Source organism: Pseudomonas sp. FP1742 (genome assembly GCF_030687145.1).
GTDB classification, from domain to species: Bacteria; Pseudomonadota; Gammaproteobacteria; order Pseudomonadales; family Pseudomonadaceae; genus Aquipseudomonas; species Aquipseudomonas frederiksbergensis_D.
Genome location: NZ_CP117460.1, coordinates 2,039,052 through 2,063,042, shown reverse-complemented (window position 1 = coordinate 2,063,042; position 23,991 = coordinate 2,039,052). Strand labels below are relative to the sequence as shown.

General features: G+C 59.9%; 22 protein-coding genes and 1 other RNA gene. 15 read left to right on the top strand and 8 right to left on the bottom strand.

The window, feature by feature from the left end:
* Positions 1-3: 3 nt before the first annotated feature.
* The 6 genes from PSH64_RS09295 (at position 4) to ccoP (PSH64_RS09270) (ending at position 4,858) form a co-directional block, all read left to right on the top strand.
* Complete coding sequence (locus tag PSH64_RS09295) at positions 4-204, top strand: cbb3-type cytochrome c oxidase subunit 3 (RefSeq protein WP_018925303.1); 201 nt, start codon at positions 4-6, stop codon at positions 202-204.
* Positions 201-1,154: a cytochrome-c oxidase, cbb3-type subunit III gene (gene ccoP, locus PSH64_RS09290; RefSeq protein ID WP_305480503.1), complete on the top strand. Its 954-nt coding sequence runs from the start codon at positions 201-203 to the stop codon at positions 1,152-1,154. Before PSH64_RS09295 ends, ccoP (PSH64_RS09290) begins: the two co-directional genes overlap by 4 nt.
* Positions 1,155-1,636: 482 nt before the next feature.
* Positions 1,637-3,079, top strand: a complete 1,443-nt coding sequence (ccoN, locus tag PSH64_RS09285; protein WP_105339579.1) for a cytochrome-c oxidase, cbb3-type subunit I — start codon at positions 1,637-1,639, stop codon at positions 3,077-3,079.
* Positions 3,079-3,687, top strand: coding sequence for a cytochrome-c oxidase, cbb3-type subunit II (ccoO, locus tag PSH64_RS09280; RefSeq protein WP_018925301.1), 609 nt, complete (start codon positions 3,079-3,081; stop codon positions 3,685-3,687). The genes ccoN and ccoO overlap by 1 nt, the downstream gene beginning before the upstream one ends.
* Before the next feature lie 5 nt (positions 3,688-3,692).
* Entirely contained in the window at positions 3,693-3,878 is a 186-nt protein-coding gene (locus PSH64_RS09275) for a CcoQ/FixQ family Cbb3-type cytochrome c oxidase assembly chaperone (RefSeq protein WP_003175465.1), read from the top strand.
* Positions 3,875-4,858 (top strand): cytochrome-c oxidase, cbb3-type subunit III, encoded by a 984-nt coding sequence (gene ccoP / locus PSH64_RS09270; RefSeq protein WP_018925300.1) that lies wholly within the window; start codon positions 3,875-3,877, stop codon positions 4,856-4,858. Before PSH64_RS09275 ends, ccoP (PSH64_RS09270) begins: the two co-directional genes overlap by 4 nt.
* 55 nt (positions 4,859-4,913) lie before the next feature.
* Here the strand turns inward: ccoP (PSH64_RS09270) and PSH64_RS09265 are convergent, their stop codons facing one another.
* Positions 4,914-5,918 (bottom strand): metallophosphoesterase, encoded by a 1,005-nt coding sequence (locus PSH64_RS09265; RefSeq protein WP_305480502.1) that lies wholly within the window; start codon positions 5,916-5,918, stop codon positions 4,914-4,916.
* 487 nt (positions 5,919-6,405) lie between these two features.
* Between PSH64_RS09265 and ccoG the strand changes: the two genes are divergently transcribed.
* The 8 genes from ccoG (at position 6,406) to PSH64_RS09225 (ending at position 14,986) form a co-directional block, all read left to right on the top strand.
* A complete protein-coding gene (gene ccoG, locus PSH64_RS09260; RefSeq protein ID WP_305480501.1) occupies positions 6,406-7,821 on the top strand; it encodes a cytochrome c oxidase accessory protein CcoG in 1,416 nt (471 codons plus the stop codon).
* An 11-nt stretch (positions 7,822-7,832) separates the two neighbouring features.
* Positions 7,833-8,372, top strand: a complete 540-nt coding sequence (locus PSH64_RS09255) for a FixH family protein (protein ID WP_105339584.1) — start codon at positions 7,833-7,835, stop codon at positions 8,370-8,372.
* Positions 8,373-8,530: 158 nt separating this feature from the next.
* Complete coding sequence (locus PSH64_RS09250) at positions 8,531-10,981, top strand: heavy metal translocating P-type ATPase (RefSeq protein ID WP_305480500.1); 2,451 nt, start codon at positions 8,531-8,533, stop codon at positions 10,979-10,981.
* Between the two features lie 22 nt (positions 10,982-11,003).
* Positions 11,004-11,222, top strand: coding sequence for a cbb3-type cytochrome oxidase assembly protein CcoS (gene ccoS / locus PSH64_RS09245; protein WP_007905420.1), 219 nt, complete (start codon positions 11,004-11,006; stop codon positions 11,220-11,222).
* Entirely contained in the window at positions 11,215-11,898 is a 684-nt protein-coding gene (locus PSH64_RS09240; RefSeq protein ID WP_105339586.1) for a sulfite exporter TauE/SafE family protein, read from the top strand. The genes ccoS and PSH64_RS09240 overlap by 8 nt, the downstream gene beginning before the upstream one ends.
* Before the next feature lie 249 nt (positions 11,899-12,147).
* The gene (hemN, locus tag PSH64_RS09235; RefSeq protein WP_305480499.1) at positions 12,148-13,530 is read left to right on the top strand and encodes an oxygen-independent coproporphyrinogen III oxidase; all 1,383 of its coding nucleotides are present in this window, start codon (positions 12,148-12,150) and stop codon (positions 13,528-13,530) included.
* Between the two features lie 93 nt (positions 13,531-13,623).
* The gene (fnr, locus tag PSH64_RS09230) at positions 13,624-14,358 is read left to right on the top strand and encodes a fumarate/nitrate reduction transcriptional regulator Fnr (protein WP_105339588.1); all 735 of its coding nucleotides are present in this window, start codon (positions 13,624-13,626) and stop codon (positions 14,356-14,358) included.
* A 79-nt stretch (positions 14,359-14,437) separates the two neighbouring features.
* Positions 14,438-14,986: an adenine phosphoribosyltransferase gene (locus tag PSH64_RS09225; RefSeq protein WP_105339589.1), complete on the top strand. Its 549-nt coding sequence runs from the start codon at positions 14,438-14,440 to the stop codon at positions 14,984-14,986.
* A 117-nt stretch (positions 14,987-15,103) separates the two neighbouring features.
* Here PSH64_RS09225 and recR read toward each other — a convergent pair whose 3' ends face one another.
* From recR to PSH64_RS09200, 5 genes are all read right to left on the bottom strand, one after another.
* Positions 15,104-15,706: a recombination mediator RecR gene (recR, locus tag PSH64_RS09220; RefSeq protein ID WP_007933351.1), complete on the bottom strand. Its 603-nt coding sequence runs from the start codon at positions 15,704-15,706 to the stop codon at positions 15,104-15,106.
* A 74-nt stretch (positions 15,707-15,780) separates the two neighbouring features.
* A complete protein-coding gene (locus PSH64_RS09215; RefSeq protein WP_305480498.1) occupies positions 15,781-16,809 on the bottom strand; it encodes an NADP-dependent oxidoreductase in 1,029 nt (342 codons plus the stop codon).
* 262 nt (positions 16,810-17,071) lie between these two features.
* Complete coding sequence (locus tag PSH64_RS09210; RefSeq protein ID WP_018925290.1) at positions 17,072-17,410, bottom strand: YbaB/EbfC family nucleoid-associated protein; 339 nt, start codon at positions 17,408-17,410, stop codon at positions 17,072-17,074.
* A gap of 68 nt (positions 17,411-17,478) precedes the next feature.
* Complete coding sequence (gene dnaX / locus PSH64_RS09205) at positions 17,479-19,566, bottom strand: DNA polymerase III subunit gamma/tau (RefSeq protein WP_305480497.1); 2,088 nt, start codon at positions 19,564-19,566, stop codon at positions 17,479-17,481.
* A 210-nt stretch (positions 19,567-19,776) separates the two neighbouring features.
* On the bottom strand, positions 19,777-21,477 hold the full coding sequence (locus PSH64_RS09200; RefSeq protein WP_305480496.1) for a bifunctional diguanylate cyclase/phosphodiesterase: 1,701 nt from the start codon (positions 21,475-21,477) through the stop codon (positions 19,777-19,779).
* A gap of 408 nt (positions 21,478-21,885) precedes the next feature.
* Here PSH64_RS09200 and PSH64_RS09195 point away from each other — a divergent pair, with 408 nt between their 5' ends.
* Positions 21,886-22,200: a helix-turn-helix domain-containing protein gene (locus PSH64_RS09195; RefSeq protein WP_007933342.1), complete on the top strand. Its 315-nt coding sequence runs from the start codon at positions 21,886-21,888 to the stop codon at positions 22,198-22,200.
* Positions 22,201-22,383: 183 nt separating this feature from the next.
* Here the strand turns inward: PSH64_RS09195 and ffs are convergent.
* Both ffs and PSH64_RS09185 read right to left on the bottom strand, forming a co-directional pair.
* Positions 22,384-22,480, bottom strand: an RNA gene (gene ffs / locus PSH64_RS09190) — signal recognition particle sRNA small type.
* Positions 22,481-22,767: 287 nt separating this feature from the next.
* Entirely contained in the window at positions 22,768-23,931 is a 1,164-nt protein-coding gene (locus tag PSH64_RS09185; protein ID WP_305480495.1) for a putative zinc-binding metallopeptidase, read from the bottom strand.
* Between the last annotated feature and the right edge of the window lie 60 nt (positions 23,932-23,991).

Below are 23,991 nucleotides of genomic sequence, written 5' to 3'. Positions count from 1 at the left end.
GTCATGGTCATTGATATGAGCACAGGCCTGATCCGCGGCCTCGGCACAGTCGTGGTGTTCGTGGCCTTCGTCGGCCTGACACTGTGGGTGTTCAACAGCAAGCGCAATCCGCAATTCGCCGAAGCGCGCCTGCTGCCGTTCGCTGACGAGCCGCAACCCGAAACTACCCAAGAATCTGCAACAACAAGGAGTGCCCGGCCATGACCACCTTCTGGAGTGCGTGGATCTGCGTACTGACCATCGGCAGCCTGATCGGCCTGACCTGGCTGCTGATCGGCACGCGCCGGGGCGAAACCAAGGGCAGCGTCGACCAGACCATGGGCCACAGCTTCGACGGCATCGAGGAGTACGACAACCCGCTGCCGCAGTGGTGGTTCATGCTGTTCGCCGGCACGCTGGTGTTCTCGGTCGGCTACCTGATCCTTTATCCGGGCCTGGGCAACTGGAAAGGCATATTGCCCGGTTATGAAAACGGCTGGACCGGCGTGCACGAGTGGGAAAAGGAGATGAGCAAGGCGGACGCGAAGTTCGGGCCGATCTTCGCCAAATTCGCGGCAATGCCGGTGGAAGAAGTAGCGAAAGACCCGCAGGCGCTGAAAATGGGCGGACGCCTGTTCGCCTCCAACTGCTCGGTGTGCCACGGCTCGGATGCCAAGGGCGCGTTCGGTTTTCCCAACCTGGCTGACAACGATTGGCGCTGGGGCGGCAATGCCGAGACCATCAAGACCACCATCATGGGCGGTCGCATGGCGGCCATGCCGGCCTGGGGGGAAATCCTCGGTGAAGCTGGCGTGAAAAACGTCGCCGCGTACGTGCGTCACGAATTGGCCGGCCTGCCGCTACCAGCCGACAGTGGCGCCGATGTGCAAGCCGGACAGCAACTGTTCAGCACCACCTGCGTAGCCTGTCATAGGGCAAACGGCCAGGGCACTGAAGCCATGGGCGCGCCGAATCTGACGCACCCGGCCGGTTTTATCTACGGTACCAGCCTGGCGCAACTGCAACAGACTATTCGCCATGGCCGCCAGGGCCATATGCCGGCGCAAAACGAACTGCTGGGCAACGACAAGGTGCAATTGCTGGCCGCTTATGTGTACAGCTTGTCCCACGGAGTCGGCACCGAGCGTTTGCAGGCACAAGGCAAAAGCGAATAATTTTTCACCGCTCTGCTGCCGCATTCTGCGGAATGCGGCAGTTCCCTGCCTCTTTGCGACCCATTGTCGCACCCTCCCATTCCCCTTCCTTTCGGTTCACCAGATTCGGGTCTAAGCTTCCTCGGTGCGGACTGGCATGAGCCGGTTCCAGGTCGATTTTACCCGATGTGTTCGACGATTCCGTTCGATGACAGGCCGCAAAGGCTGGTAGATACCGGCTGTCGCGCAAATTGCCGTCTGCCCCTCGATCGTTGCGTTTGAACACACCCCGTTACATCTGACTTGAACCCCTCGCCTTTTTCATCCGCTGCGACATTTTGTCAGAGGGCAATTTTGTCCTTACGCGGCGCATGGAAAGGCCGCAGAATCAGGTTTTGAAAGCATTGACCCAGGTCATGGCGCGTTGCAATGCCCCCCCGCTTTCTCCATACTTGCGGCCGATTTTTACTCCTAATAAAACACCCAAACCGTGGAACCTTAGAATGAGCACAGCAATCAGTCCGACTGCTTATAACTATAAGGTAGTCCGCCAGTTCGCCATCATGACGGTGGTCTGGGGGATCCTTGGCATGGGGCTTGGTGTCTTCATCGCCTCACAGCTCGTATGGCCGGAATTGAACTTCGGTCTGCCGTGGACGACTTTTGGACGCTTACGCCCGTTGCACACCAACCTGGTGATTTTCGCCTTCGGTGGTTGTGCTCTGTTTGCCACTTCTTATTACGTCGTGCAGCGAACCTGCCAAACGCGACTGATTTCCGACAGCCTCGCGGCCTTCACCTTCTGGGGTTGGCAAGCGGTGATCGTCGGCGCGATCGTGACCTTGCCGCTGGGTTACACCACCACCAAGGAATACGCGGAACTGGAATGGCCCCTGGCCATTCTGCTGGCTATCGTCTGGGTCACCTACGGTCTGGTGTTCTTCGGCACCATCGTCAAGCGCAAGACCAAGCACATCTATGTCGGTAACTGGTTCTACGGTGCCTTCATCGTCGTGACCGCGATGCTGCACATCGTCAACCACATGTCGCTGCCGGTCAGCCTGTTCAAGTCCTACTCGGCCTACTCGGGTGCGACCGACGCGATGATCCAGTGGTGGTACGGCCACAACGCCGTCGGCTTCTTCCTGACCACCGGCTTCCTGGGGATGATGTACTACTTCGTGCCGAAACAGGCCGAGCGTCCGATCTACTCCTATCGCCTGTCGATCGTGCACTTCTGGGCGCTGATCACCCTGTACATCTGGGCAGGTCCCCACCACTTGCACTACACCGCACTGCCGGACTGGGCTCAGTCCCTGGGCATGGCGATGTCGATCATCCTGCTGGCTCCGAGCTGGGGCGGCATGATCAACGGCATGATGACCCTGTCGGGCGCCTGGCATAAGCTGCGCACCGACCCGATCCTGCGCTTCCTCGTGGTATCGCTGGCGTTCTACGGCATGTCGACCTTCGAAGGCCCGATGATGGCCATCAAGACCGTCAACTCGCTCTCGCACTACACCGACTGGACCATCGGCCACGTACACGCCGGCGCCTTGGGCTGGGTAGCGATGATCTCGATCGGCGCCATCTACCACATGATTCCGAAACTGTTCGGCCGTGCACAAATGCACAGCACCGGCCTGATCAACGCGCATTTCTGGCTCGCGACCATCGGTACCGTGCTGTACATCGCGTCGATGTGGGTCAACGGCATCACCCAGGGCCTGATGTGGCGTGCAATCAACGACGACGGCACCCTCACCTACTCCTTCGTGGAAGCACTGCAAGCCAGCCACCCTGGTTTCATCGTTCGTGCCCTGGGCGGCGCGTTCTTTGCCAGCGGCATGCTGTTGATGGCCTACAACGTGTTCCGTACCGTTCGCGCCTCGGACCCGGTTGAAGCCGAAGCCGCTACCAAGATTGCTGTAGTTGGAGCTCACTGATGAAGCATGAAGCAGTCGAGAAGAATATTGGCCTGCTGGCCTTCTTCATGGTTATCGCCGTCAGCATCGGCGGCCTGACCCAGATCGTTCCGCTGTTTTTCCAGGACGTTACCAACAAGCCGGTCGAGGGCATGAAGCCTCGTACCGCCCTTGAACTGGAAGGCCGCGACATCTACATCGCCAACGGTTGTGTCGGCTGCCACTCGCAGATGATCCGTCCGTTCCGTGCTGAAACCGAACGCTACGGCCACTACTCGGTCGCCGGTGAAAGCGTCTGGGACCACCCGTTCCTGTGGGGTTCCAAGCGTACCGGTCCGGACCTGGCCCGTGTCGGCGGTCGTTACTCCGATGACTGGCAGCGTGCGCACTTGTACAACCCGCGCAACGTGGTGCCCGAGTCGAAAATGCCGGCTTACCCGTTCCTCGTAGAAAACAAGCTCGACGGCAAAGACACCGCGAAGAAAATGGAAGTCTTGCGCACGCTCGGCGTCCCTTACACCGACGAAGACATCGCCGGCGCCAAGGATGCCGTGAAGGGCAAAACCGAAATGGACGCGCTGGTGGCCTATCTGCAAGGCCTGGGCACCATCATCAAAAGCAAACGGTGATTTAGATGGATATCGGGATGATTCGTGGCCTGGGCACCGTTGTTGTGATGGTGGCCTTCATCGGTCTGGCGTTGTGGGTATTCAGCCCCAAGCGCAAGTCGGAGTTTGAAGACGCGACCTTGCTGCCTTTCGCGGATGATCCCGAAGCCATCAAGCACGTCGAGCAAGCTTCTAGGAGTAACAAAGAATGACTACGTTCTGGAGTCTGTACGTCACAGTCCTCAGTCTCGGCACCATCTTCGCCCTGACCTGGCTGCTGCTGTCCACCCGCAAGGGCCAGCGCGCCGAGCAGACCGACGAGACTGTCGGCCACTCCTTCGACGGGATCGAGGAGTACGACAACCCACTGCCGAAATGGTGGTTCATGCTGTTCGTGGGCACCATCATCTTCGCCCTTGGCTATCTGGTCCTGTACCCGGGCCTGGGTAACTGGAAAGGCCTGTTGCCAGGTTACAACTACCTGGATAACGAGAAGCAGACCGCGTTCGCCAACGGCCAGACCGGCTGGACCGGCGTCCACGAGTGGGAAAAGGAAATGGCCAGGTCGGACGCCAAGTTCGGCCCGATCTTCGCCAAGTTCGCTTCCATGCCAATCGAAGAAGTCGCCAAGGACCCGCAAGCCCTGAAGATGGGTGGCCGCCTGTTCGCCTCCAACTGCTCGGTCTGCCACGGTTCCGACGCCAAGGGCGCCTATGGCTTCCCTAACCTGACTGACGCCGACTGGCGCTGGGGCGGTGAAGCGGCAACCATCAAGACCACCATCATGGGCGGCCGTCACGCCGTGATGCCGGCCTGGGCCGAAGTGATCGGCGAACAAGGCGTCAGCGACGTTGCCGCTTACGTGCTGACCAGCCTCGATGGCCGCAAGTTGCCGGAAGGCGCGAAGGCTGACCCGGTTGCCGGCCAGAAACTGTTCGCCGCCAACTGCGTGGCGTGCCACGGTCCGGAAGGCAAAGGCACGCCAGCGATGGGTGCGCCTAACCTGACCCATCCGGCGGCATTCATCTACGGCTCGAGCTTCGCTCAACTGCAGCAGACCATCCGTTACGGCCGTCAGGGCCAGATGCCTGCGCAGGAACAGCTGCAAGGCAACGACAAGGTTCACCTGCTGGCCGCTTACGTCTACAGCCTGTCTCACGGTGAGAAAGCGCCGGTGGCAGACGCCCAGTAAGGCAAACGCTTGATGCAACAAAAAAGGCCCCGCCAGTGATCTGGCGGGGCCTTTTTCATGGGCGACTGGCGAAAATTGATTTCACCGGCACTTTCGCCACAAGCTTGCGGTTTTGCCACTGGTTGTTATCGACCAGATCGACCTGTAGTTGTTTGCGATCCGCGGAAAAACTGGCGATCAGATAGGTTTCCTGGGAAGCGCTGCCACTGAGGAAAACGGGCACGCTCCCCTTATAGGACATGGAACCGCCGTTTTCATGAAGATGACCGGCGAATATGGCCGTCACCTCATATTTTGCGATCATATCCCTGAAACGACTTTCCTGACTCCAGTCACCCTGCCAGTCATAGGGTTTATGCATGTTGATAATGATCGCGTAGCCTTGGGTCCGGGCGACTCGCAAATCATTTTCAAGCCAATCCAGCGCAGCGGTAATGTTAAAAGTTGTAGGATTCAGGGGATGGGAAATTTTGGTTGCATAAGTCGGCTCATTATTAAGCTGGACCAGATGAACCTCCCCTATGTTTTTGGAATAGGCAAGGCTACCCGAATACGTCTTATCGAACAAAAAACCCGTAATCTTCAAATCGAAGTCATCTACCTTGTCGGCATGATGCTCTTGATATTCGACAATACTGCCCGCCGCACAACTATTAGTAAAACAATCATCGACATTATTCTGATAGTCATGATTACCCAAGCCGTACAGATAGTCTTTATTAAAGTACTTCTGCAGCGTCGAATTGATATACGAACGCTGCCAACCATGACCAAACGCCGTCATGTCACCGTTGATCATCAGCGGCACCTGCGAGTGCCCGCCCATCTTGCTTCTGAAATCCGCAATACTCGCGAACTGGGTCTCCACCAGCCATTTGGCACGCTGTTCAAACTCGCTGTCAGATTCATATTCCTCACTGTCCGTTTTATCCGTCCACGGATACTGCGGATCAGACGCGAAGACCATATGAACAGGTGTACCTTCATTTGAATGTGCGATAGATGTCAGCGACAAGATCCACATGCACGCGAATAATTTCGCACTTTTTACAATGTTCATAGAATTCCATTTCCGTAATATTAGATAGGCATACCGTTATTTAACAACTGCATGCCAGAACAACTTATTCCAGAAGACAGAAAACCGCAAACATCAAACAGCGAGTAATTCAGTTAATATATTTCCGACTTGCTTATAACAACTGACAGCGTTGCTTTCGCCAGGAGCATTGTGATTCCGCACAGGAAAACGTAATGCGCACCTGACTGAAGCGCCACCACGCCATACCGCCTTCCGATGCCAGGATTTTGCCGGTCGATGCCACCGTAGCGCTCGAATGAGCTCGCCGCTCTCGCAAAACCGTCCATAATTCACAAGTCAATTGATTCAAGTCATTACACCGTCAGTTCATTTCAACCAACGTGACCAAAGGTCGCACCCTTGAGCCAGAGCGACAGGCGTATCATTGCGCCACTGCAACACCTCTTTTTGACCGCGGTCGGCACGTACTGACCGGGGCATTTTTCCACTGCCGTGGGATGCAATGATGAGCAATCAGATTCCGGTACACGACGTTACTCCGCCTGCCAAGAACGCGAACAACAGCGTCGACCTCTACGCCTCTCGAGAAAAGATCTACACCCGCGCCTTCACCGGTCTGTTCCGCAATCTGCGGATGGCGGGCGGTGCTGCACTGTTTCTGCTGTATTTCGGCACGGTGTGGCTGGACTGGGGCGGTCATCAGGCCGTCTGGTGGAACCTGCCGGAGCGTAAGTTCTTCATTTTTGGCGCGACCTTCTGGCCCCAGGATTTCATCCTGCTCTCGGGCATTCTGATCATCAGTGCCTTTGGCCTGTTCTTCATTACCGTGTATGCCGGTCGGGTCTGGTGCGGCTACACCTGCCCGCAAAGCGTCTGGACGTGGATTTTCATGTGGTGCGAAAAGGTCACCGAAGGCGACCGCAACCAGCGCATCAAGCTCGACAAGGCGCCGATGAGCGCCAACAAATTCCTGCGCAAATTCAGCAAGCACTCGATGTGGCTGTTGATCGGCTTTGTCACCGGCATGACCTTCGTCGGTTACTTCTCGCCCATTCGCGAACTGGTCATCGATTTCTTCACCGGCGAAGCCGATGGCTGGTCGTACTTCTGGGTCGGTTTCTTCACCCTCGCCACCTACGGCAACGCCGGCTGGTTGCGCGAGCAGGTATGCATTTACATGTGCCCCTACGCACGCTTCCAGAGCGTGATGTTCGACAAGGACACCCTGATCGTCTCCTACGACCCGCGCCGGGGTGAAAGCCGTGGCCCGCGCAAGAAAGGCATCGACTACAAGGCCCAGGGCCTGGGCGATTGCATCGACTGCACCATGTGCGTCCAGGTCTGCCCCACCGGCATCGACATCCGCGACGGCCTGCAAATCGAATGCATCGGCTGTGCGGCGTGCATCGACGCCTGCGATAACATCATGGACAAGATGGATTACCCGCGCGGCCTGATCAGCTACACCACCGAACACAACCTGTCGGGGCAAAAAACCCATAAACTACGCCCGCGCCTGATCGGCTACGCCCTGGTGTTGCTGACCATGATCGCGTTGCTGGTGACCGCGTTCTTCATGCGTTCGCTGGTCGGTTTCGATGTCAGCAAGGACCGCGTGCTGTATCGCGAAAACGCCGAAGGCCGGATCGAAAACGTCTACAGCCTGAAGATCATGAACAAGGACCAGCGCGACCACACCTACGTGCTGGAAGCCACCGGCCTGCCGGACCTCAAGCTGCAAGGCAAGCGCGAGATCAAAGTCGCGGCCGGGGAAATTTTCAGCCAGCCGGTCGAGTTGTCCAGCTCACCGGAGCAACTGCCGTCGAGCACCAACGAGGTGAAATTCATCCTCAAGGATGCCGAGGACGCCAGCGTCCACGTTGAAGCCAAGAGCCGATTCATCGGCCCACAAATTCGTTGAGAGAAGTGATCATGCCCGCAGCAACTGCCGCCAGTCCCTGGTACAAGCACCTTTGGCCATGGATCATCATCGCCATCCTGGCCTGCTCGGTGACCTTGACCCTGTCGATGGTGACCATCGCGGTGAATCACCCGGACAACCTGGTCAATGACAACTATTACGAGGCCGGCAAAGGCATCAACCGTTCCCTGGACCGTGAACTGCTGGCCCAGACTCTGCAGCTGCGTGCCAGCGTGCACCTGGATGAGTTGACCGGCGAAGTCGACCTGCGCCTGAGCGGCAACAGCACACCTGCAACCCTTGAACTGAACCTGATTTCGCCGACCCAGCCGGAGAAGGATCGCAAGATCACCCTGGCCCGCAGCGAAACCGAACAGGGCCGCTACATCGGCCAGCTGAGCGACAAGGTTGAAGGCCGACGCTTTGTTGAATTGTTGGGTGTGCAGGACGACAAGACCTGGCGCATGTTCGAGGAAGAACAGGTCAGCCATGCCAAGGATCTGTTGCTGGGTGATGAGCCGCTGCAAGGCGCCGAAGACCTGAAGAAGTAAAAAGCTGCGCTTCGCGCATTCGCGAGCAAGCCCGCTCCCACATTGGATCATTGGTGTACCCACACTTCGTGTACGACGCAGATCCAATGTGGGAGCGGGCTTGCTCGCGAAGAGGCCCTACCTGACGACAGAGATTCATCGGCACTAGTGAAAACCTCATGACCACCCCAACCCCCTGCTACCACTGCGCCCTGCCCGTCCCGGCCGGCAGCCGCTTCACCGCCGCCGTCCTCGGGGATACCCGCGAGTTCTGCTGCCCGGGGTGCCAGGCAGTGGCCGAGGCCATCGTGGCCGGTGGGCTGGAAAGTTACTACCAGCATCGCAGCGAAGCCTCGGCCAACCCCGAAGCCTTGCCGGTGCAGTTGGTAGACGAGTTGGCGCTGTATGATCGCGCCGATGTGCAACAACCCTTTGTCCGCCACGAAGGCGAACTCGCCGAAACCACCCTGTTGATGGAAGGCATCAGTTGCGCCGCCTGCGGCTGGCTGATTGAAAAGCATCTTCGCAGCCTGCCGGCGGTGGCCGAGGCGCGCCTGAACCTGTCCAACCATCGCCTGCACGTGCGCTGGGCCGACGCGCAATTGCCGTTGAGCCAGGTGCTCAGCGAATTGCGCCACATCGGTTACGCCGCTCACCCGTACCAGACCGACCGCGCCAGCGAACAACTGGCCAGCGAAAACCGTCTGGCCCTGCGCCAACTCGGCGTTGCCGGGCTGTTGTGGTTCCAGGCAATGATGGCAACCATGGCCACCTGGCCGGAATTCAACATCGACCTCAGCCCCGAGCTGCACACCATCCTGCGCTGGGTCGCACTGTTTCTCACCACGCCCATTGTGTTTTACAGCTGCGCGCCGTTCTTCAAAGGGGCGATGCGCGATCTGCGCACCCGGCACCTGACCATGGACGTCTCGGTGTCACTGGCGATCGGCAGCGCGTATATCGCCGGGATCTGGACCTCGATCACCGGGGTCGGCGAACTGTATTTCGATGCGGTAGGGATGTTCGCACTGTTCCTGCTGGCCGGGCGTTATCTGGAACGCCGCGCCCGGGAACGAACCGCCGCCGCGACCGCACAACTGGTCAATCTGTTGCCCGCCTCCTGCCTGCGGCTGAGTGCCGACGGCCAGAGCGAGCGGATTCTGCTCAGCGAGTTACGCGTGGGCGATCAGGTGTTGGTGCACCCCGGTGCGATCCTGCCGGCCGACGGCAAGATCCTCGACGGTCAGTCGAGCATCGACGAATCCCTGCTCACCGGCGAATACCTGCCGCAACCACGGACCCTGGGTGACGCTGTCACCGCCGGCACCCTGAACGTCGAGGGTGCGTTGACCGTGGAAGTCCTGGCGCTGGGTCAGGACACGCGCCTGTCGGCCATCGTCCGCCTGCTGGATCGCGCCCAGGCCGAAAAGCCGCGACTGGCGGAAATCGCCGACCGCGCCGCGCAGTGGTTCTTGCTGCTGACGCTTATCGCAGTGGCCGCCATCGGCCTGCTCTGGTGGGAGCTGGATTCATCGCGAGCGTTCTGGATTGTCCTGGCGATGCTGGTTGCGACCTGCCCGTGCGCCTTGTCCCTGGCCACGCCGACCGCCCTTACCGCCGCCACCGGCACGCTGCACAAACTGGGGCTTTTGCTGACACGCGGCCATGTACTGGAAGGCCTGAACCAGATCGACACGGTGATTTTCGACAAGACCGGCACCCTCACCGAAGGTCGGCTGGCCTTGCGTTCGATCCGGCCGCTTGGGGCGCTGGCGAGCGATCAATGCCTGGGCCTCGCCGCCGCCCTGGAAAACCGTTCCGAACACCCGATCGCCCGGGCTTTTGGCCGCGCGCCGCTGGCCGCCGAAGAGGTCCACAGCACGCCGGGCCTGGGTCTCGAAGGCTTGGTCGGCGCGCAACGCCTGCGCATTGGCCAACCGGGTTTTGTCTGCGAGCTCAGCGGTGCTCAAATGCCGGTGATGCCCGATGAGCCCGGACAATGGCTGCTGCTCGGCGACAGCCAGGGACCACTGGCGTGGTTCGTCCTCGACGACCGTTTGCGCGCCGACGCCCCCGCCCTGCTGGCGGCCTGCAAGGCTCGCGGCTGGCGCACCTTGCTGCTGTCCGGCGACAGCTCGCCGATGGTCGCCAGCGTCGCCGCCGAATTGGGCATCGACGAGGCCCGTGGCGGTTTGCGTCCGGACGATAAATTGCAGGTGTTGCAACAGCTGCACCAGGAAGGCCGCAAGGTGTTGATGCTCGGTGACGGAGTCAACGATGTGCCGGTGCTGGCCGCCGCCGACATCAGCGTGGCGATGGGCTCGGCCACCGATCTGGCGAAAACCAGTGCCGATGCGGTGCTGCTGTCGAACCGCCTCGACGCGCTGGTGCAGGCCTTCAGTCTGGCTCGGCGCACCCGTCGGGTCATCATCGAGAACTTGCTGTGGGCAGCACTGTACAATGGCCTCATGTTGCCATTCGCCGCCCTCGGCTGGATCACTCCGGTATGGGCCGCGGTCGGCATGTCCATCAGTTCGTTGACCGTGGTGTTGAATGCTTTGCGCCTGACTCGCCTGCCGAGCGCGCCTGCCGCCAGCGCCACGCCAGAAACCCGTCCGCTGCCGGCCTGAGCCGCGCGGGCATGGAGTCCATATGCCAGCGCTCTACGTGATGATCCCGGCCGCGCTGCTGATCGTGGCCATCGCTATCTATATCTTCTTCTGGGCGGTCGATAGCGGTCAGTACGATGACCTCGACGGCCCGGCCCACAGCATCCTGTTCGACGATCAGGACCCGAACCACAAGGCAGCGGTCGACGAGGCCAGCGGCCATCCGGCCAAACCGGACGACAAGGCGCCGCCCCATGCTTGATTTGGCGCCACTGCTGGTGTCTGCGTTGATTCTCGGCCTGCTCGGCGGCGGTCATTGCCTGGGTATGTGCGGCGGCTTGATGGGCGCGTTGACGCTGGCCATCCCCAAGGAACAACGCAGCCGGCGCTTTCGACTGTTGCTGGCCTACAACCTGGGGCGAATCCTCAGCTACGCCGCTGCCGGCCTGTTGATCGGCCTGGCTGGCTGGGCCGTGGCCAATAGCCCGGCGGCGATGTTCATGCGCATCCTCGCCGGGTTGCTGCTGATCGCCATGGGGTTGTACCTGGCCGGCTGGTGGAGCGGCCTGACCCGCATCGAAAGCCTGGGTCGCGGCCTGTGGCGGCACATCCAGCCGGTTGCCAACAAACTCTTACCGGTCTCGAACCTGCCCCGCGCCTTGCTGCTCGGCGCGCTGTGGGGCTGGCTGCCGTGCGGGCTGGTTTACAGCACGTTGCTGTGGTCGGCGAGCCAGGGCAATGCGCTGGACAGTGCGTTGCTGATGCTGGCATTCGGGCTGGGCACCTGGCCGGTGCTGCTCGCCACAGGGCTGGCGGCCGAGCGGGTCACGGCGCTGTTGCGTAAACGCAGCGTGCGCATGACCGGCGGCTTGCTGGTAATGGTTTTCGGCATCTGGACCTTGCCGGGGCCGCATCAGCATTGGCTCATGGGGCATTAGATCAACGCGCCCCTTGTAGCAGCTGCCGAAGGCTGCGTTCGGCGGCGAAGCCGTCGTAAACCATTCACCTCAACATTTCAGGTATACCGGGTAGCCGTTCTTGCGAGGACTTCGTCCTCGAACGCAGCCTTCGGCAGCTGCTACAAAAGTGCGGCGCACATCCAATCACCGTTGATGCAAATCAAGATGCCGCAACGCCGCAGCCCCTAGACTCGCCGACACTGCCAGCCTATCCGGGGGAATGCCCGCATGCTCGACGCCATTCGTTGGGACACAGATCTGATCCGCCGTTACGACCTGGCGGGACCGCGCTACACCTCGTACCCGACCGCCGTGCAATTCGACAGCCAGGTCGGCACCTTCGACCTGTTTCACGCCCTGCGCGACAGCCGCAAGGCCCTGCGGCCATTATCGCTGTATGTGCATGTGCCGTTCTGCGCGAACATTTGCTACTACTGCGCCTGCAACAAAGTCATCACCAAGGACCGCGGCCGCGCCCTGCCCTATTTGCAGCGCCTGGAGCAGGAAATCCAGCTGATTGCCTGCCACCTCGACCCCGCGCAAAAAGTCGAGCAACTGCATTTCGGCGGTGGTACACCGACCTTTCTCAGTCACGATGAACTGCGCCAACTGATGGCCCAGTTGCGTAAGCATTTCAACCTGCTGGACAACGATTCCGGTGACTATGGCATCGAGATCGACCCTCGCGAGGCCGACTGGTCGACCATGGGCCTGCTCCGGGAACTGGGCTTCAACCGGGTCAGCATCGGCTTGCAAGACCTCGACCCGGCGGTGCAACGGGCAGTCAATCGCCTGCAAAGTCTGGAAGAAACCCGTGCGGTGATCGACGCTGCCCGAACCCTGCAGTTTCGTTCGATCAATATTGATCTGATCTACGGTCTGCCGAAGCAGACTCCCGAGAATTTCGCCCGCACGGTCGACGAAGTCATCAACCTGCAACCGGACCGGCTCTCGGTGTTCAACTACGCCCATCTTCCGGAACGCTTCATGCCGCAACGGCGGATCAACAGCAACGAACTACCGGCGCCGGCGCAGAAGCTGGAAATGCTCCAGCGCACCATCGAACAACTGACGGCCGCCGGTTATCGCTACATCGGCATGGACCACTTCGCCCTGCCCGACGATGAATTGGCGATTGCCCAGGAAGAATCGACCCTGCAACGCAACTTTCAGGGCTACACCACCCATGGTCATTGCGATCTGATCGGTCTGGGGGTATCGGCCATCAGCCAGATCGGCGACTTGTATTGCCAGAACAGCAGCGACCTGAACCAGTATCAGAACGCTTTGGCGTCCGCACAGCTGGCCACCAACCGTGGCCTGGTGTGCAACGCCGATGATCGCTTGCGCAGAGCGGTGATCCAGCAACTGATTTGCCATTTCGACCTGGAATTCGCGGAAATCGAGCAGGCCTTCAACATCGATTTTCGCGGTTACTTCGGCGAGCTCTGGCCACAACTGCAGGACATGGCCGAGGACGGATTGATCAAGTTGGACAATGAAAGAATCACCGTGCAGCCCGCAGGCCGGCTGCTGGTGCGTTCGGTGTGCATGGTGTTCGATGCATATCTGGAACTCACCAATCGCCAGCGCTTTTCACGCGTGATCTAGTCCCCTGTGGATAAATTGCCGCAGGCTGGCCCGAACGTCCTCCCGTGGGTTACCCTTACGGCTTATGTGTGTTTTCCCACAAGGATCAAAGAAATGTCCGAGCCAGTTAAACTGCGCGCTCATAACCAGGCCCATTGCAAGGATTGCAGCCTGGCCCCTCTCTGCCTGCCACTTTCTCTGAATCTGGAAGACATGGATGCGCTGGACGAAATCGTCAAACGTGGTCGCCCGCTGAAAAAAGGCGAATTTCTGTTTCGCCAGGGCGACACGTTCGATTCCGTTTATGCAGTACGCTCCGGCGCCCTGAAGACTTTCAGCCTGAGCGATGTCGGGGAAGAACAACTCACCGGCTTCCATCTGCCGAGTGAACTGGTCGGTCTGTCGGGCATGGACACCGAAAAGCACCCGGTCTCGGCGCAAGCCCTGGAAACCACCTCGGTATGTGAAATCCCTTTCGAACGCCTCGATGAACTGGCCCTGCAACTGCCGCAGCTGCGTCGTCAGCTGATGCGGGTGATGAGCCGCGAAATTCGTGACGATCAGCAAATGATGTTGCTGCTGTCGAAGAAGACCGCCGACGAGCGCATCGCCACCTTCCTGGTCAACCTCTCGGCCCGTTTCCGCGCCCGGGGCTTCTCGGCCAACCAGTTCCGGCTGAGCATGTCGCGCAACGAAATCGGCAATTACCTGGGCCTGGCGGTGGAAACCGTGTCCCGGGTGTTCACCCGCTTCCAGCAAAACGAACTGATCGCTGCCGAAGGCAAGGAAATCCACATCCTCGACCCGATCCAACTCTGCGCCCTGGCCGGCGGTTCGCTCGACGGTTGACCCTGGCAACGGCGGCTGAGCGAAACGGTTCAGCCGCCGTTATACTGCGACGTTTGCAGCCCGCCAGGACACTTCGACGATGGTCATCGACTCCTTCGACATCAAATCCCTGATCCGCCCCGTGATCGACTTCCCCAAGCCGGGCGTGATCTTTCGCGACATCACCCCATTGTTCCAGTCGCCCAAGGCCCTGCGCCTGGTAATGGACAGTTTCGCCCATCGTTATGTCGAGGCCGACTTCACCCACATTGGCGCCATGGATGCGCGCGGATTCCTGATCGGTTCGATAGTGGCGTATCAGCTGAACAAGCCATTGGTGCTGTTCCGCAAGCAGGGCAAATTGCCCGCCGACGTGCTGGCCGAAGGTTACGCGACCGAGTACGGCGAAGCCTTCCTCGAAGTCCATGCCGACAGCCTGTGCGAGGGTGATTCGGTGGTGCTGTTCGATGACTTGATCGCCACCGGCGGCACGCTGATTGCAGCGGCCAACCTGGTTCGGCGCATGGGCGCGCGGGTGCATGAAGCGGCGGCGATCATTGACTTGCCGGAGCTGGGTGGTTCGCAGCGGCTGGAAGACGTGGGTATTCCTACTTTCTGTCTGACGCAGTTTGCGTTGAGCGATAAGTAAGGCAGCGTCTGGAAGGCCGCCATCGCGGGTAAGCCCGCTCCCACAGGGTTTTATGCTACCCGCACATTCAATGTGGGAGCGGGCTTGCTCGCGAAGGCGTCAGCCTAGACAGCACCGTTACAGCGAAATCGGCTTACGCCCTGCAAACGAATGCGCCAATGTCCCGCCATCCACCAGTTCCAACTCGCCACCCAACGGCACGCCGTGGGCGATGCGCGAGGCGATCAGGCCTTTGTTGCTGAGCAACTGGGCGATGTAATGCGCCGTGGCCTCGCCTTCCACCGTCGGGTTGGTGGCAAGGATGACTTCGGTAAACGTGCCCGCCTCTTCGATCCGTGCCATCAGTTGTGGAATGCCGATGGCCTCCGGCCCCAAACCGTCCAGAGGCGACAAGTGTCCCTTGAGCACGAAGTAGCGACCGCGGAAACCAGTCTGCTCCACCGCGTACACGTCCATCGGACCTTCCACCACGCATAGCAAGGTGTCGTCACGGCGTGGATCGGCGCATTGCGGGCACAGATCGTCTTCGGTCAGCGTGCGGCACAAGCGGCAGTGACCCACCCCTTCCATGGCCTGGCTCAGCGCCTGGGCCAGTCGCGAGCCGCCGCTGCGATCACGCTCAAGCAGTTGCAACGCCATGCGCTGGGCAGTTTTCTGACCCACACCCGGCAAAATTCGCAGGGCATCGATCAGTTGGCGAATCAAAGGGCTGAAGCTCATGGAGAAAAGTCCGACATAACAACGAGACGCGGTTTATACCCGCGCCTCTGTTTAGCGTCAAATCGCAGCGTCAATTACTCAACCCGCACCACCAGTTTGCCGAAGTTGCGTCCCTCCAGCAGACCAATAAATGCCTCGGGCGCGTTCTCCAGGCCGTCGACCACGTCTTCGCGAAACTTCACCTTGCCGTCACGCACCCAAGGCGCCATGGCGCTGGTGAATTCTGGCTGACGATCGCCGTAGTCGTCGAACACAATGAAACCCTGAATCCGTACGCGCCTGGTCAGCAGCGTGCGCTGCAACTGTGGCAAGCGATCCGGCCCACTCGGCGTTTCATGGGCGTTGTAGGAAGCGATCAGGCCGCAAAGAGGAATCCGTGCCTTGGGGTTGAGCAGCGGCAGCACCGCATCGAACACCTTGCCGCCGACGTTTTCGAAGTAGATATCGACACCTTTGAAACAGGCCAGCGCCAACTCGTCGGCGAAGTCCGGGCGCTTGTGGTCGATGCAGGCATCAAAGCCCAGCTCTTCCACTACATAACGGCACTTTTGCGCGCCTCCGGCCACACCCACCACCCGCAGGCCTTTGATCTTCGCCACCTGACCGACCACCGAACCCACCGCGCCGGACGCGGCCGCCACCACCAGGGTTTCACCCTCTTTGGGTTGGCCGATGTCCATCAACCCCATGTAGGCAGTCATGCCGGGCATCCCCAGCACACCCAGGGCCATCGACGGACTCTGCAGCCCGGACGGGACCGGAATGATGTTGCGGCCGTCACTGATGCTATGGCTCTGCCATCCCGTGGCGCCGACCACCAGATCGCCCACCTGGAATTTCGGATGGAGCGAACGCTCGACACGACTGACAGCCCCACCGGTCATCACCTCGCCGATTTCTACCGGTGCCGCGTAGGACGGCGCGTCACTCATACGTCCGCGCATGTAGGGATCCAGCGACAGATAAAGGCTCTTGAGTAGCACCTGACCATCGGCCAGGTCCGGCAACGTTACCCGTTCCAGGCGGAAATTCTCCGGTGTCGGCGCGCCCACCGGGCGAGACACCAGGACGATTCGTTGGTTGAGGGTCAATGCTTGTGGCATGTGAGCATCTCCTTGATCGATGAATTTCAACGGTATAGGGAGCAGACCTTTGTGGCTGTGTCGCGTTCGATGTTTCTTCTGGTGGACCGAGTCGACTTCTTCGCGAGCAAGCCCGCTCCCACATTAGAACTCGGTCAAATGTGGGAGCGGGCTTGCTCGCGAAGGCAGCCTCACAGGCACAAGATTTCCAACAGACAGAAACAAAAATGCCAGGCGCGATGCCTGGCATTTTTTTGTAACCCATCCAACACGCGTTGGCGAATCAGAATGGCAGTTTCATACCCGGTGGCAATTGCATGCCAGCGGTCATGCTGCCCATTTTTTCCTGGCTGTTGGCTTCGATCTTGCGCACGGCGTCGTTGACGGCGGCGGCGAATACAGCTTCCAGCATCTCTTTGTCGTCTTCGCTCAGGCCTTCGACCAGGCTTGGGTCGATGGTCACGCGCTTGACGTCGTGACGACCGGTCATCACCACGGTGACCATATCGCCACCGGCTTTACCGGTGACTTCGGCGTTGGCCAGCTCTTCCTGCATCTTGGCCATTTTTTCCTGCATCTGCTGCGCCTGCTTCATCAGGCCGGCCATGCCACCTTTCATCATGGGAATCACCTCAAAAGTACTTGGATAAAAACAGCGCCCGGCGAATGCGGCCAGGCGCCTTCAGTTAATTAGCCCTGACTGACCAGGGCTTCGACAGGTTCAATAGTATCGTGACGGACCACCGCCTCGAACTGCTGCTTCATTTGCTGGATGAACGGATCGCCATGGATCGATTCCTCGGCCTCGCGCTGACGGTCGACCCGACGCCGGGACGCGGCCTGGGCCGGGGTCTCCTGCTCAGGCTTGATCAGCTCGATGCTCAGGGTCAGCGTGCGCCCGTGATGCTGGTTCAGCGCATCGTTGAGGCGACGTTGTTGCGTCGCGTTGAACAAGGCGCTGTGGGCCGGGTCCAGGTGCAACAGCCAGTTGTCGCCATCGACGGCGATCAGCGTGCAGTTGGCGGCAATGCTGCCGGTCATGCCGGACACCGGCAGTTTCGGGAACAATTCCAGCCATTGCAGGGCCAGGCCGGTGGCCGGCATCGCGGCCGGCTCAGGCTCGGGCTGCGCCGCGGGCTCGGCAGTGTGCTCGCTGGCCAGATCATCGAGGTAGCTGTAGGCCGAATCCATGTCCGGCTCGATGTAGTCCTCGTCCAACGGCGGTTCGTCATCCAGGTCAATGCCTGGCGTGGCGGCATCGACTTCGGCCACGGACGGTTCCGGAATCGGCGCAGCGGCCCACTCGGGCGCATCCGGCACCACGCTGTCCGGCGTCGGCATGGGCATCGGTGGTAATTCGGGTTGTTCGCCGGCCGTCTCCAGCATCGGCTCGACGGCGGGCAGCTGGACAACCTCAGGCTCTACCGGATCGTTCCAGGGCAGATCGACGACTTCTTCGACCGTTGCGGGCTCGACCACTGGCTCGGGCTCAGGCACGACCACCGGCGCGACGGATTCAGGCGCAACAGCCGGGACAGGCGCTGGTGCAACCACGGGCGCAACTGGAACCGGTGCAACGGCCGCTGCAACTACCGGCGCAATAACCTGCGCGGCAGCCACTGAGTTTGCGGAATCAACTGTGGCCTGGCTGATCCCCACTGGCTTTAGCGGTTGCCTCGGAGCGTCCTCGGTGTCTGCCGGTCGGAACGCGAGCATTCGCAGCAGGACCATTTCGAAGCCGCCGCGCGGATCCGGCGCCAGGGGCAAATCCCGGCGACCGATCAGCCCCATCTGGTAATAGAACTGCACATCTTCGGCCGGCAGGGCCTGGGCCAGCGCCAATACGCGATCGCGGTCGCCATGGCCGTTGTCGACGCCTTCAGGCAGGGCCTGGGCGATGGCGACACGGTGCAACACGTTGAGAATTTCCGAGAGCACGCCGTTCCAGTCCGGACCTTGCTCGGCCAGATGGCGCACGGCCTCGAGCAATGCCTTGGCATCGCCTTCGATCAGCGCATGCAGAACGTCGTAGACCTGACCATGATCGAGGGTGCCGAGCATCGCCCGCACGTCGGCGGCCAGGACCTTGCCTTCACCGAAGGCGATGGCCTGGTCGGTCAGACTCATGGCGTCGCGCATCGAACCGTCGGCGGCGCGGCCCAGCAGCCACAGTGCGTCGTCTTCGAACGGTACGTTCTCGACGCTCAGCACATGGCTCAAATGCTCGACCACGCGTTCCGGGGTCATGTTCTTCAGGGAGAACTGCAGGCACCGCGAAAGAATCGTTGCCGGAAGTTTCTGCGGATCGGTGGTGGCCAGGATGAACTTGACGTAGGGCGGCGGCTCTTCGAGGGTTTTCAACAGCGCATTGAAGGAATGGCTGGAGAGCATGTGCACTTCGTCGATCAGGTAGACCTTGAAGCGCCCGCGGCTCGGCGCGTACTGCACGTTGTCGAGCAGTTCGCGGGTGTCTTCGACCTTGGTCCGGCTCGCGGCGTCGATCTCGATCAGGTCGACGAAGCGGCCTTCATCGATTTCGCGGCACACCGAACACTCGCCGCAGGGGGTCGAAGTGATACCTGTTTCACAGTTCAGGCATTTGGCGATGATCCGCGCGATAGTGGTCTTGCCGACCCCACGGGTACCGGTAAACAGATAGGCGTGGTGCAGCCGCTGGCTGTCCAAGGCATTGATCAGAGCCTTGAGCACATGGGTCTGGCCGACCATTTCGCGGAACGAGCGCGGACGCCATTTACGTGCAAGAACCTGATAACTCATCGAAAACCGTCGCAGCGAAGGAAGCAGAAGCGGCTAATGCTAGCGGAGCAAGGCCAAAATTGCATCCGGTGCGCTCGTCTATTCTGGCTAAGCTGCACTTTGGGGAGCTTTTATAGGCTCAGGTTCGAGCCGTACCGGAGCGTTTATATCCGTCTCTATGCCGGCACCCCGGCCCCGTAGCAGCCTTCGGCAGCTGCTACATCGAGCGAGTCAGGCCGTCTGGTCGAGTGCCCGCCATTGCGGTGGAACGTCAAACCCCGCCACCCAGTCCGGCACCTCCGCGGGGGGCATGGGTCGGGCGATGAAATAACCCTGAGCGACTTCGCACCCCAGCCGCAACAACAGTTCACCGTGCTCAACGCTTTCCAGTCCCTCGGCAATCACCTGCCGGCCGAACGCCCGAGCCAGGCCAATCACCGCGGTGGTCAGGGCCAGGTCATCCCGGTCTATCAGAATGTCGCGCACGAATGACTTGTCGATCTTGATGGTCTGGGTTTGCAGACGCTTGAGGTAGCTCAGGGACGAGTAACCCGTGCCAAAGTCACCCAGGGAAAACTGCACTCCCAACGCCTGACAGGCCTGCAAACAGGCGCTGACGTGCTGGATATTCTCGATCGCCACCGACTCGACGATTTCCAGATCGAGCATCCGCGGAGCAACTTGCGCGTGCCGAGCAAGCACCTGTTTGAGCCGGTCGACGAAGTCCGCGCGCTGAAAATGTCGCGCCGCGATGTTGATACTCACCGGCCAACCCTGCCCCGCCTGCTGCCAGCGATGTAATTGCGACAGCACCTGGTCCATCACCCATTCGCCGATATCGATGATCAGATCGGTGTCTTCCACCAGCGGCAAGAACTCCCGAGGCGGCAGCATGCCGTTTTGCGGATGCTCCCAACGCAACAACGCCTCGAAACCGACAACCTCACCACGGCGCATGTTCACCTTGGGCTGAAAATGCAGGCGCAACTCACCGGCGACCAGCGCCTGACGCACCCGCTCGACGGTCTGGTGCGTGGCCTTGACCTCCTGATCCCGGGACACATCGAACAGATGAAAGCGGTTTCTCCCGCGTTGCTTGGCCACGTACATCGCCTGATCGGCGTGCCGCAGCAAGGTTTCGGCATCTTCTTGGTCATAGGGAAACAGGGTGACGCCAATACTGGCAAACACATTGATGTCCTTGCCGTGCAGCGTGTAAGGCGCCGAAATCGCCCCCAGCACGCGGTTCAGCGCCGCGCGCAATTCCGGCAGATCCCGCACGTAACGCAACACCAGCACGAACTCGTCACCGGCCAGCCGCGCCACCACATCTTCGCCACGCACAATGTCGCGCAGACGCTTGGCCACTTCCACCAGCAACATATCGCCACTGGCATGACCGTAGCCGTCGTTGACCGCCTTGAACCCGTCAAGGTCAAGCATGCACACCGCCAGTGGAATGTTTTCTTGCCGGGAGAATTCCAGCGCCTGATCCAGCAATTCCGACAGGAACGCGCGATTGGGCAATCCGGTCAGCACATCATGTCCGACCCGCCATTGCAGGGATTGCAGCAATTGGCGTTTTTCGCTGATATCGAAACGAATCGACAGGTATCGGTGAACCCGGCCGGTGGCGTCATCGAGCACGGGCACCATCGTGCTGTCGACCCAATACAGGCTGCCATCCTTGGCGCGATTACAGATCTCGCCCTTCCAGATATTGCCCAGGGCGATGGTGCGCCACATGGCGGTGAAGAAGTCGGTGGAATGCAGGCCGGAGTTCAGCAGGCGATGATTCTGCCCCAGCAGCTCCTCGCGGCTGTAGCCGGATACGGCGCAAAATTGATCGTTGACGTAAGTGATCCGACCGTTCAGATCGGTCTCGGAAAATATAGCGGCAGCATCCACGGCCCTGCGGTATTTCTCATCCATGAGTGAGGCTCACTGTCGCTAGCGGAGGTACCGCTCGACCAGCGCAGGATGCCCGGAAGAGATGTTTTGAGACGTACAGCGCAGAGACACGTTATCACTCCATGAACAGCATTTGATGGCCCCCGGATAGCCGAAGATCAACTAGCCTCGGGCAAGGTAGCAACACCGACTCTGGTAATATTTCGCGAGGGTTTCAAACCGCTGACGGCTTCTGCGCAAACCCGGCAAGGGAAGACGGTGCTGGCTGTTTCATATCGCCTAAACTTCAGAAAGCAGATCACCAAAAACTCCCTCGAAGCGGCGATTCTACGAAATGCATCACATTTTGCAAAGCAAGGTGATGGATCATGCAGTTGCCTAATGCAAAAATCTATCGTTAAGTTCTTGATTCTAAATGGGAATTGAGCGATGCAAATTTCAAGTTTGGGTCCAGCCATCCGACGCTACCGTAAGGTCGCAGGGCTTACTCAGGCTGAACTCGGCGAAAAAACCGGTTTTGACCCCAAAACCATCAGCCGCTTCGAAACCGGCACCTATACCCCCAGCGTGGAAGCATTGTTTTTGCTTGCCGACGTGCTGGGCGTGAAGCTGAAAGCCTTTTTCGCAGATCTGGGCGACGAAGATGAACAGCGGGCGTACCTGTTCAGCGTCATACACAAAGCCACCCCGAAGGATCTGGGAAAGCTGATCGCAGCGGTTGACCAGGCCTTGTCCAAGCCTTGATGCCAAAAAACGAAAAAGGAGGCCGACCTGTCGAATGCGACAGATCGGCCTCCTTTTTATATCCCGCCGTTTCATTCGGAAACGACGAAACACCGCTCTGGATGAGTTCCATGGCTGGGAAAGCAAAACAGTATTTTTAGGTAGAAAACACGAAAGAGGATTCGTGTTGCGTTATGGAGGCAACCCCACCAGCCACACCCCGGCACACAATGTCACCGCTGCGGCTGCTCCCTTCCAGGCCTGACCGGGTTCACGGCTGATCGTTGCGGGGGGACCGATGGGGTCACCATAACGATGCTCACCTGACGGCGAGCCGCGCCATTGTACCTATCTGAGACGAAGTTACAACCGTTCAGGCGGATTAAAAAATATGAGCCGCTTCAAGGACATGCGCCGGCCTTGAAAAAGCCGCAGCCTTGTAGCAGCTGGCGCAGCCTGCGTTCGGCTGCGAAGCAGTCGTAAACCCGAGATTCGCGGCTTACCTGAAAAACGGGTTGCCTGATTCACGGCTGCTTTGCAGCCGAACGCAGCCTTCGGCAGCTGCTACAGGTCGCGATCTTTTTGATACTACTGCGCCAACACCTCATCCGCCCGGCCGCCTTCCTGCTGAATCACCAGGTGAATGAAGTGCAGCTTGGCAATCACCGCCGGAGGCAGGACGAACGGATAGAAATCCGGCTGGCCCATGCTGCGTGACAATTCGTTGAGCATGCCGGCCAGTTCAATCCAGGCATTGACGAACGCCAGGAACGCCGGAGCGCCGGGGTGCTGCGGATCGAATAACGTGCTGGGCGCAAACGGCTGGTAATCGAAATCCATTTCCTGCGCACTCATGCCAAAACCCAGGGCAGTGTCCACCGCATCCATCATGTGCAAGTAGTGAGCCCAGGTTTCCGCCCAGTCTTCCCAAGGGTGCATGGTGGCGTAGGCGCTGACGTAATGTTGCTGCCAGTCGAGTGGCGCACCTTGTTGATAATGCTGTTCAAGAGCCTCCGCGTAGCTGGCACGCTCGTCGCCGAACAGGCCGCGGAACGGTTCCAGCCAGGCACTGTTGGCGATCAGCCGATCCCAGTAGTAATGCCCCGTTTCATGGCGAAAATGCCCAAGCAGCGTGCGATAGGGTTCGTGCATCTGCACGCGCACCTGCTCGCGGTGCGCATCATCGGCTTCTTTGATATCGAGGGTAATCAGGCCATTGGCGTGGCCGGTGGTCGGCGGCTTGCCTTCAGGGTCGACACCGATGAAGTCGAAGGCCAGGCCGGATGCTTCGTCCATCGTCTTGGGAATGACCTGCAATCCCAGACTGATCAGTTGCGCCACCAGACGACGCTTGGCGGTTTCCACTTTACGCCAGCGCTCGTGATTCTCGGGAATCGACAGATCGGGGATGGTGCGATTCAGACGGCAGGCGATGCACAAGCCATCGTGATCATTGGCTGGCAGCAGCCAGTTGCACGCGGCCGGGGAATCGAGATTGGCGCAGCGTCGGAACACTCCGGCGTCAGGATCGGCATCGAGCCACCAGGTATCCGCCTGCGGGCCGGGTTGCAATGATGACAAGCGACTCTGCTGCGGCTGGTAACCCAGCGCCCCCGAACAGGCCAGGCACTGGCTGTTGCGAAAGAACAGCGACTGCCCGCAGCGACAATGCCAGACCTTGCTGTTGCGCGAACGCTCACCCATGAAGGGCGCGGCGATGCGTGAACTGAGCTGTTCGAAAAAACGGTACATGGCGATCTCTCCCTGGGGCCTGCCAAGACTAGATCATTGCTCAGACATGATCGTTCCCAT

Bases quoted from the DNA above. Each gene is read 5' to 3' on its own strand.
- PSH64_RS09295 (WP_018925303.1), top strand. From the start codon at position 4: ATGGTCATTGATATGAGCACAGGCCTGATCCGCGGCCTCGGCACAGTC.
- ccoP (WP_305480503.1), top strand. From the start codon at position 201: ATGACCACCTTCTGGAGTGCGTGGATCTGCGTACTGACCATCGGCAGC.
- ccoN (WP_105339579.1), top strand. From the start codon at position 1,637: ATGAGCACAGCAATCAGTCCGACTGCTTATAACTATAAGGTAGTCCGC.
- ccoO (WP_018925301.1), top strand. From the start codon at position 3,079: ATGAAGCATGAAGCAGTCGAGAAGAATATTGGCCTGCTGGCCTTCTTC.
- PSH64_RS09275 (WP_003175465.1), top strand. From the start codon at position 3,693: ATGGATATCGGGATGATTCGTGGCCTGGGCACCGTTGTTGTGATGGTG.
- ccoP (WP_018925300.1), top strand. From the start codon at position 3,875: ATGACTACGTTCTGGAGTCTGTACGTCACAGTCCTCAGTCTCGGCACC.
- PSH64_RS09265 (WP_305480502.1), bottom strand. From the start codon at position 5,918: ATGAACATTGTAAAAAGTGCGAAATTATTCGCGTGCATGTGGATCTTG.
- ccoG (WP_305480501.1), top strand. From the start codon at position 6,406: ATGAGCAATCAGATTCCGGTACACGACGTTACTCCGCCTGCCAAGAAC.
- PSH64_RS09255 (WP_105339584.1), top strand. From the start codon at position 7,833: ATGCCCGCAGCAACTGCCGCCAGTCCCTGGTACAAGCACCTTTGGCCA.
- PSH64_RS09250 (WP_305480500.1), top strand. From the start codon at position 8,531: ATGACCACCCCAACCCCCTGCTACCACTGCGCCCTGCCCGTCCCGGCC.
- ccoS (WP_007905420.1), top strand. From the start codon at position 11,004: ATGCCAGCGCTCTACGTGATGATCCCGGCCGCGCTGCTGATCGTGGCC.
- PSH64_RS09240 (WP_105339586.1), top strand. From the start codon at position 11,215: ATGCTTGATTTGGCGCCACTGCTGGTGTCTGCGTTGATTCTCGGCCTG.
- hemN (WP_305480499.1), top strand. From the start codon at position 12,148: ATGCTCGACGCCATTCGTTGGGACACAGATCTGATCCGCCGTTACGAC.
- fnr (WP_105339588.1), top strand. From the start codon at position 13,624: ATGTCCGAGCCAGTTAAACTGCGCGCTCATAACCAGGCCCATTGCAAG.
- PSH64_RS09225 (WP_105339589.1), top strand. From the start codon at position 14,438: ATGGTCATCGACTCCTTCGACATCAAATCCCTGATCCGCCCCGTGATC.
- recR (WP_007933351.1), bottom strand. From the start codon at position 15,706: ATGAGCTTCAGCCCTTTGATTCGCCAACTGATCGATGCCCTGCGAATT.
- PSH64_RS09215 (WP_305480498.1), bottom strand. From the start codon at position 16,809: ATGCCACAAGCATTGACCCTCAACCAACGAATCGTCCTGGTGTCTCGC.
- PSH64_RS09210 (WP_018925290.1), bottom strand. From the start codon at position 17,410: ATGATGAAAGGTGGCATGGCCGGCCTGATGAAGCAGGCGCAGCAGATG.
- dnaX (WP_305480497.1), bottom strand. From the start codon at position 19,566: ATGAGTTATCAGGTTCTTGCACGTAAATGGCGTCCGCGCTCGTTCCGC.
- PSH64_RS09200 (WP_305480496.1), bottom strand. From the start codon at position 21,477: ATGGATGAGAAATACCGCAGGGCCGTGGATGCTGCCGCTATATTTTCC.
- PSH64_RS09195 (WP_007933342.1), top strand. From the start codon at position 21,886: ATGCAAATTTCAAGTTTGGGTCCAGCCATCCGACGCTACCGTAAGGTC.
- PSH64_RS09185 (WP_305480495.1), bottom strand. From the start codon at position 23,931: ATGTACCGTTTTTTCGAACAGCTCAGTTCACGCATCGCCGCGCCCTTC.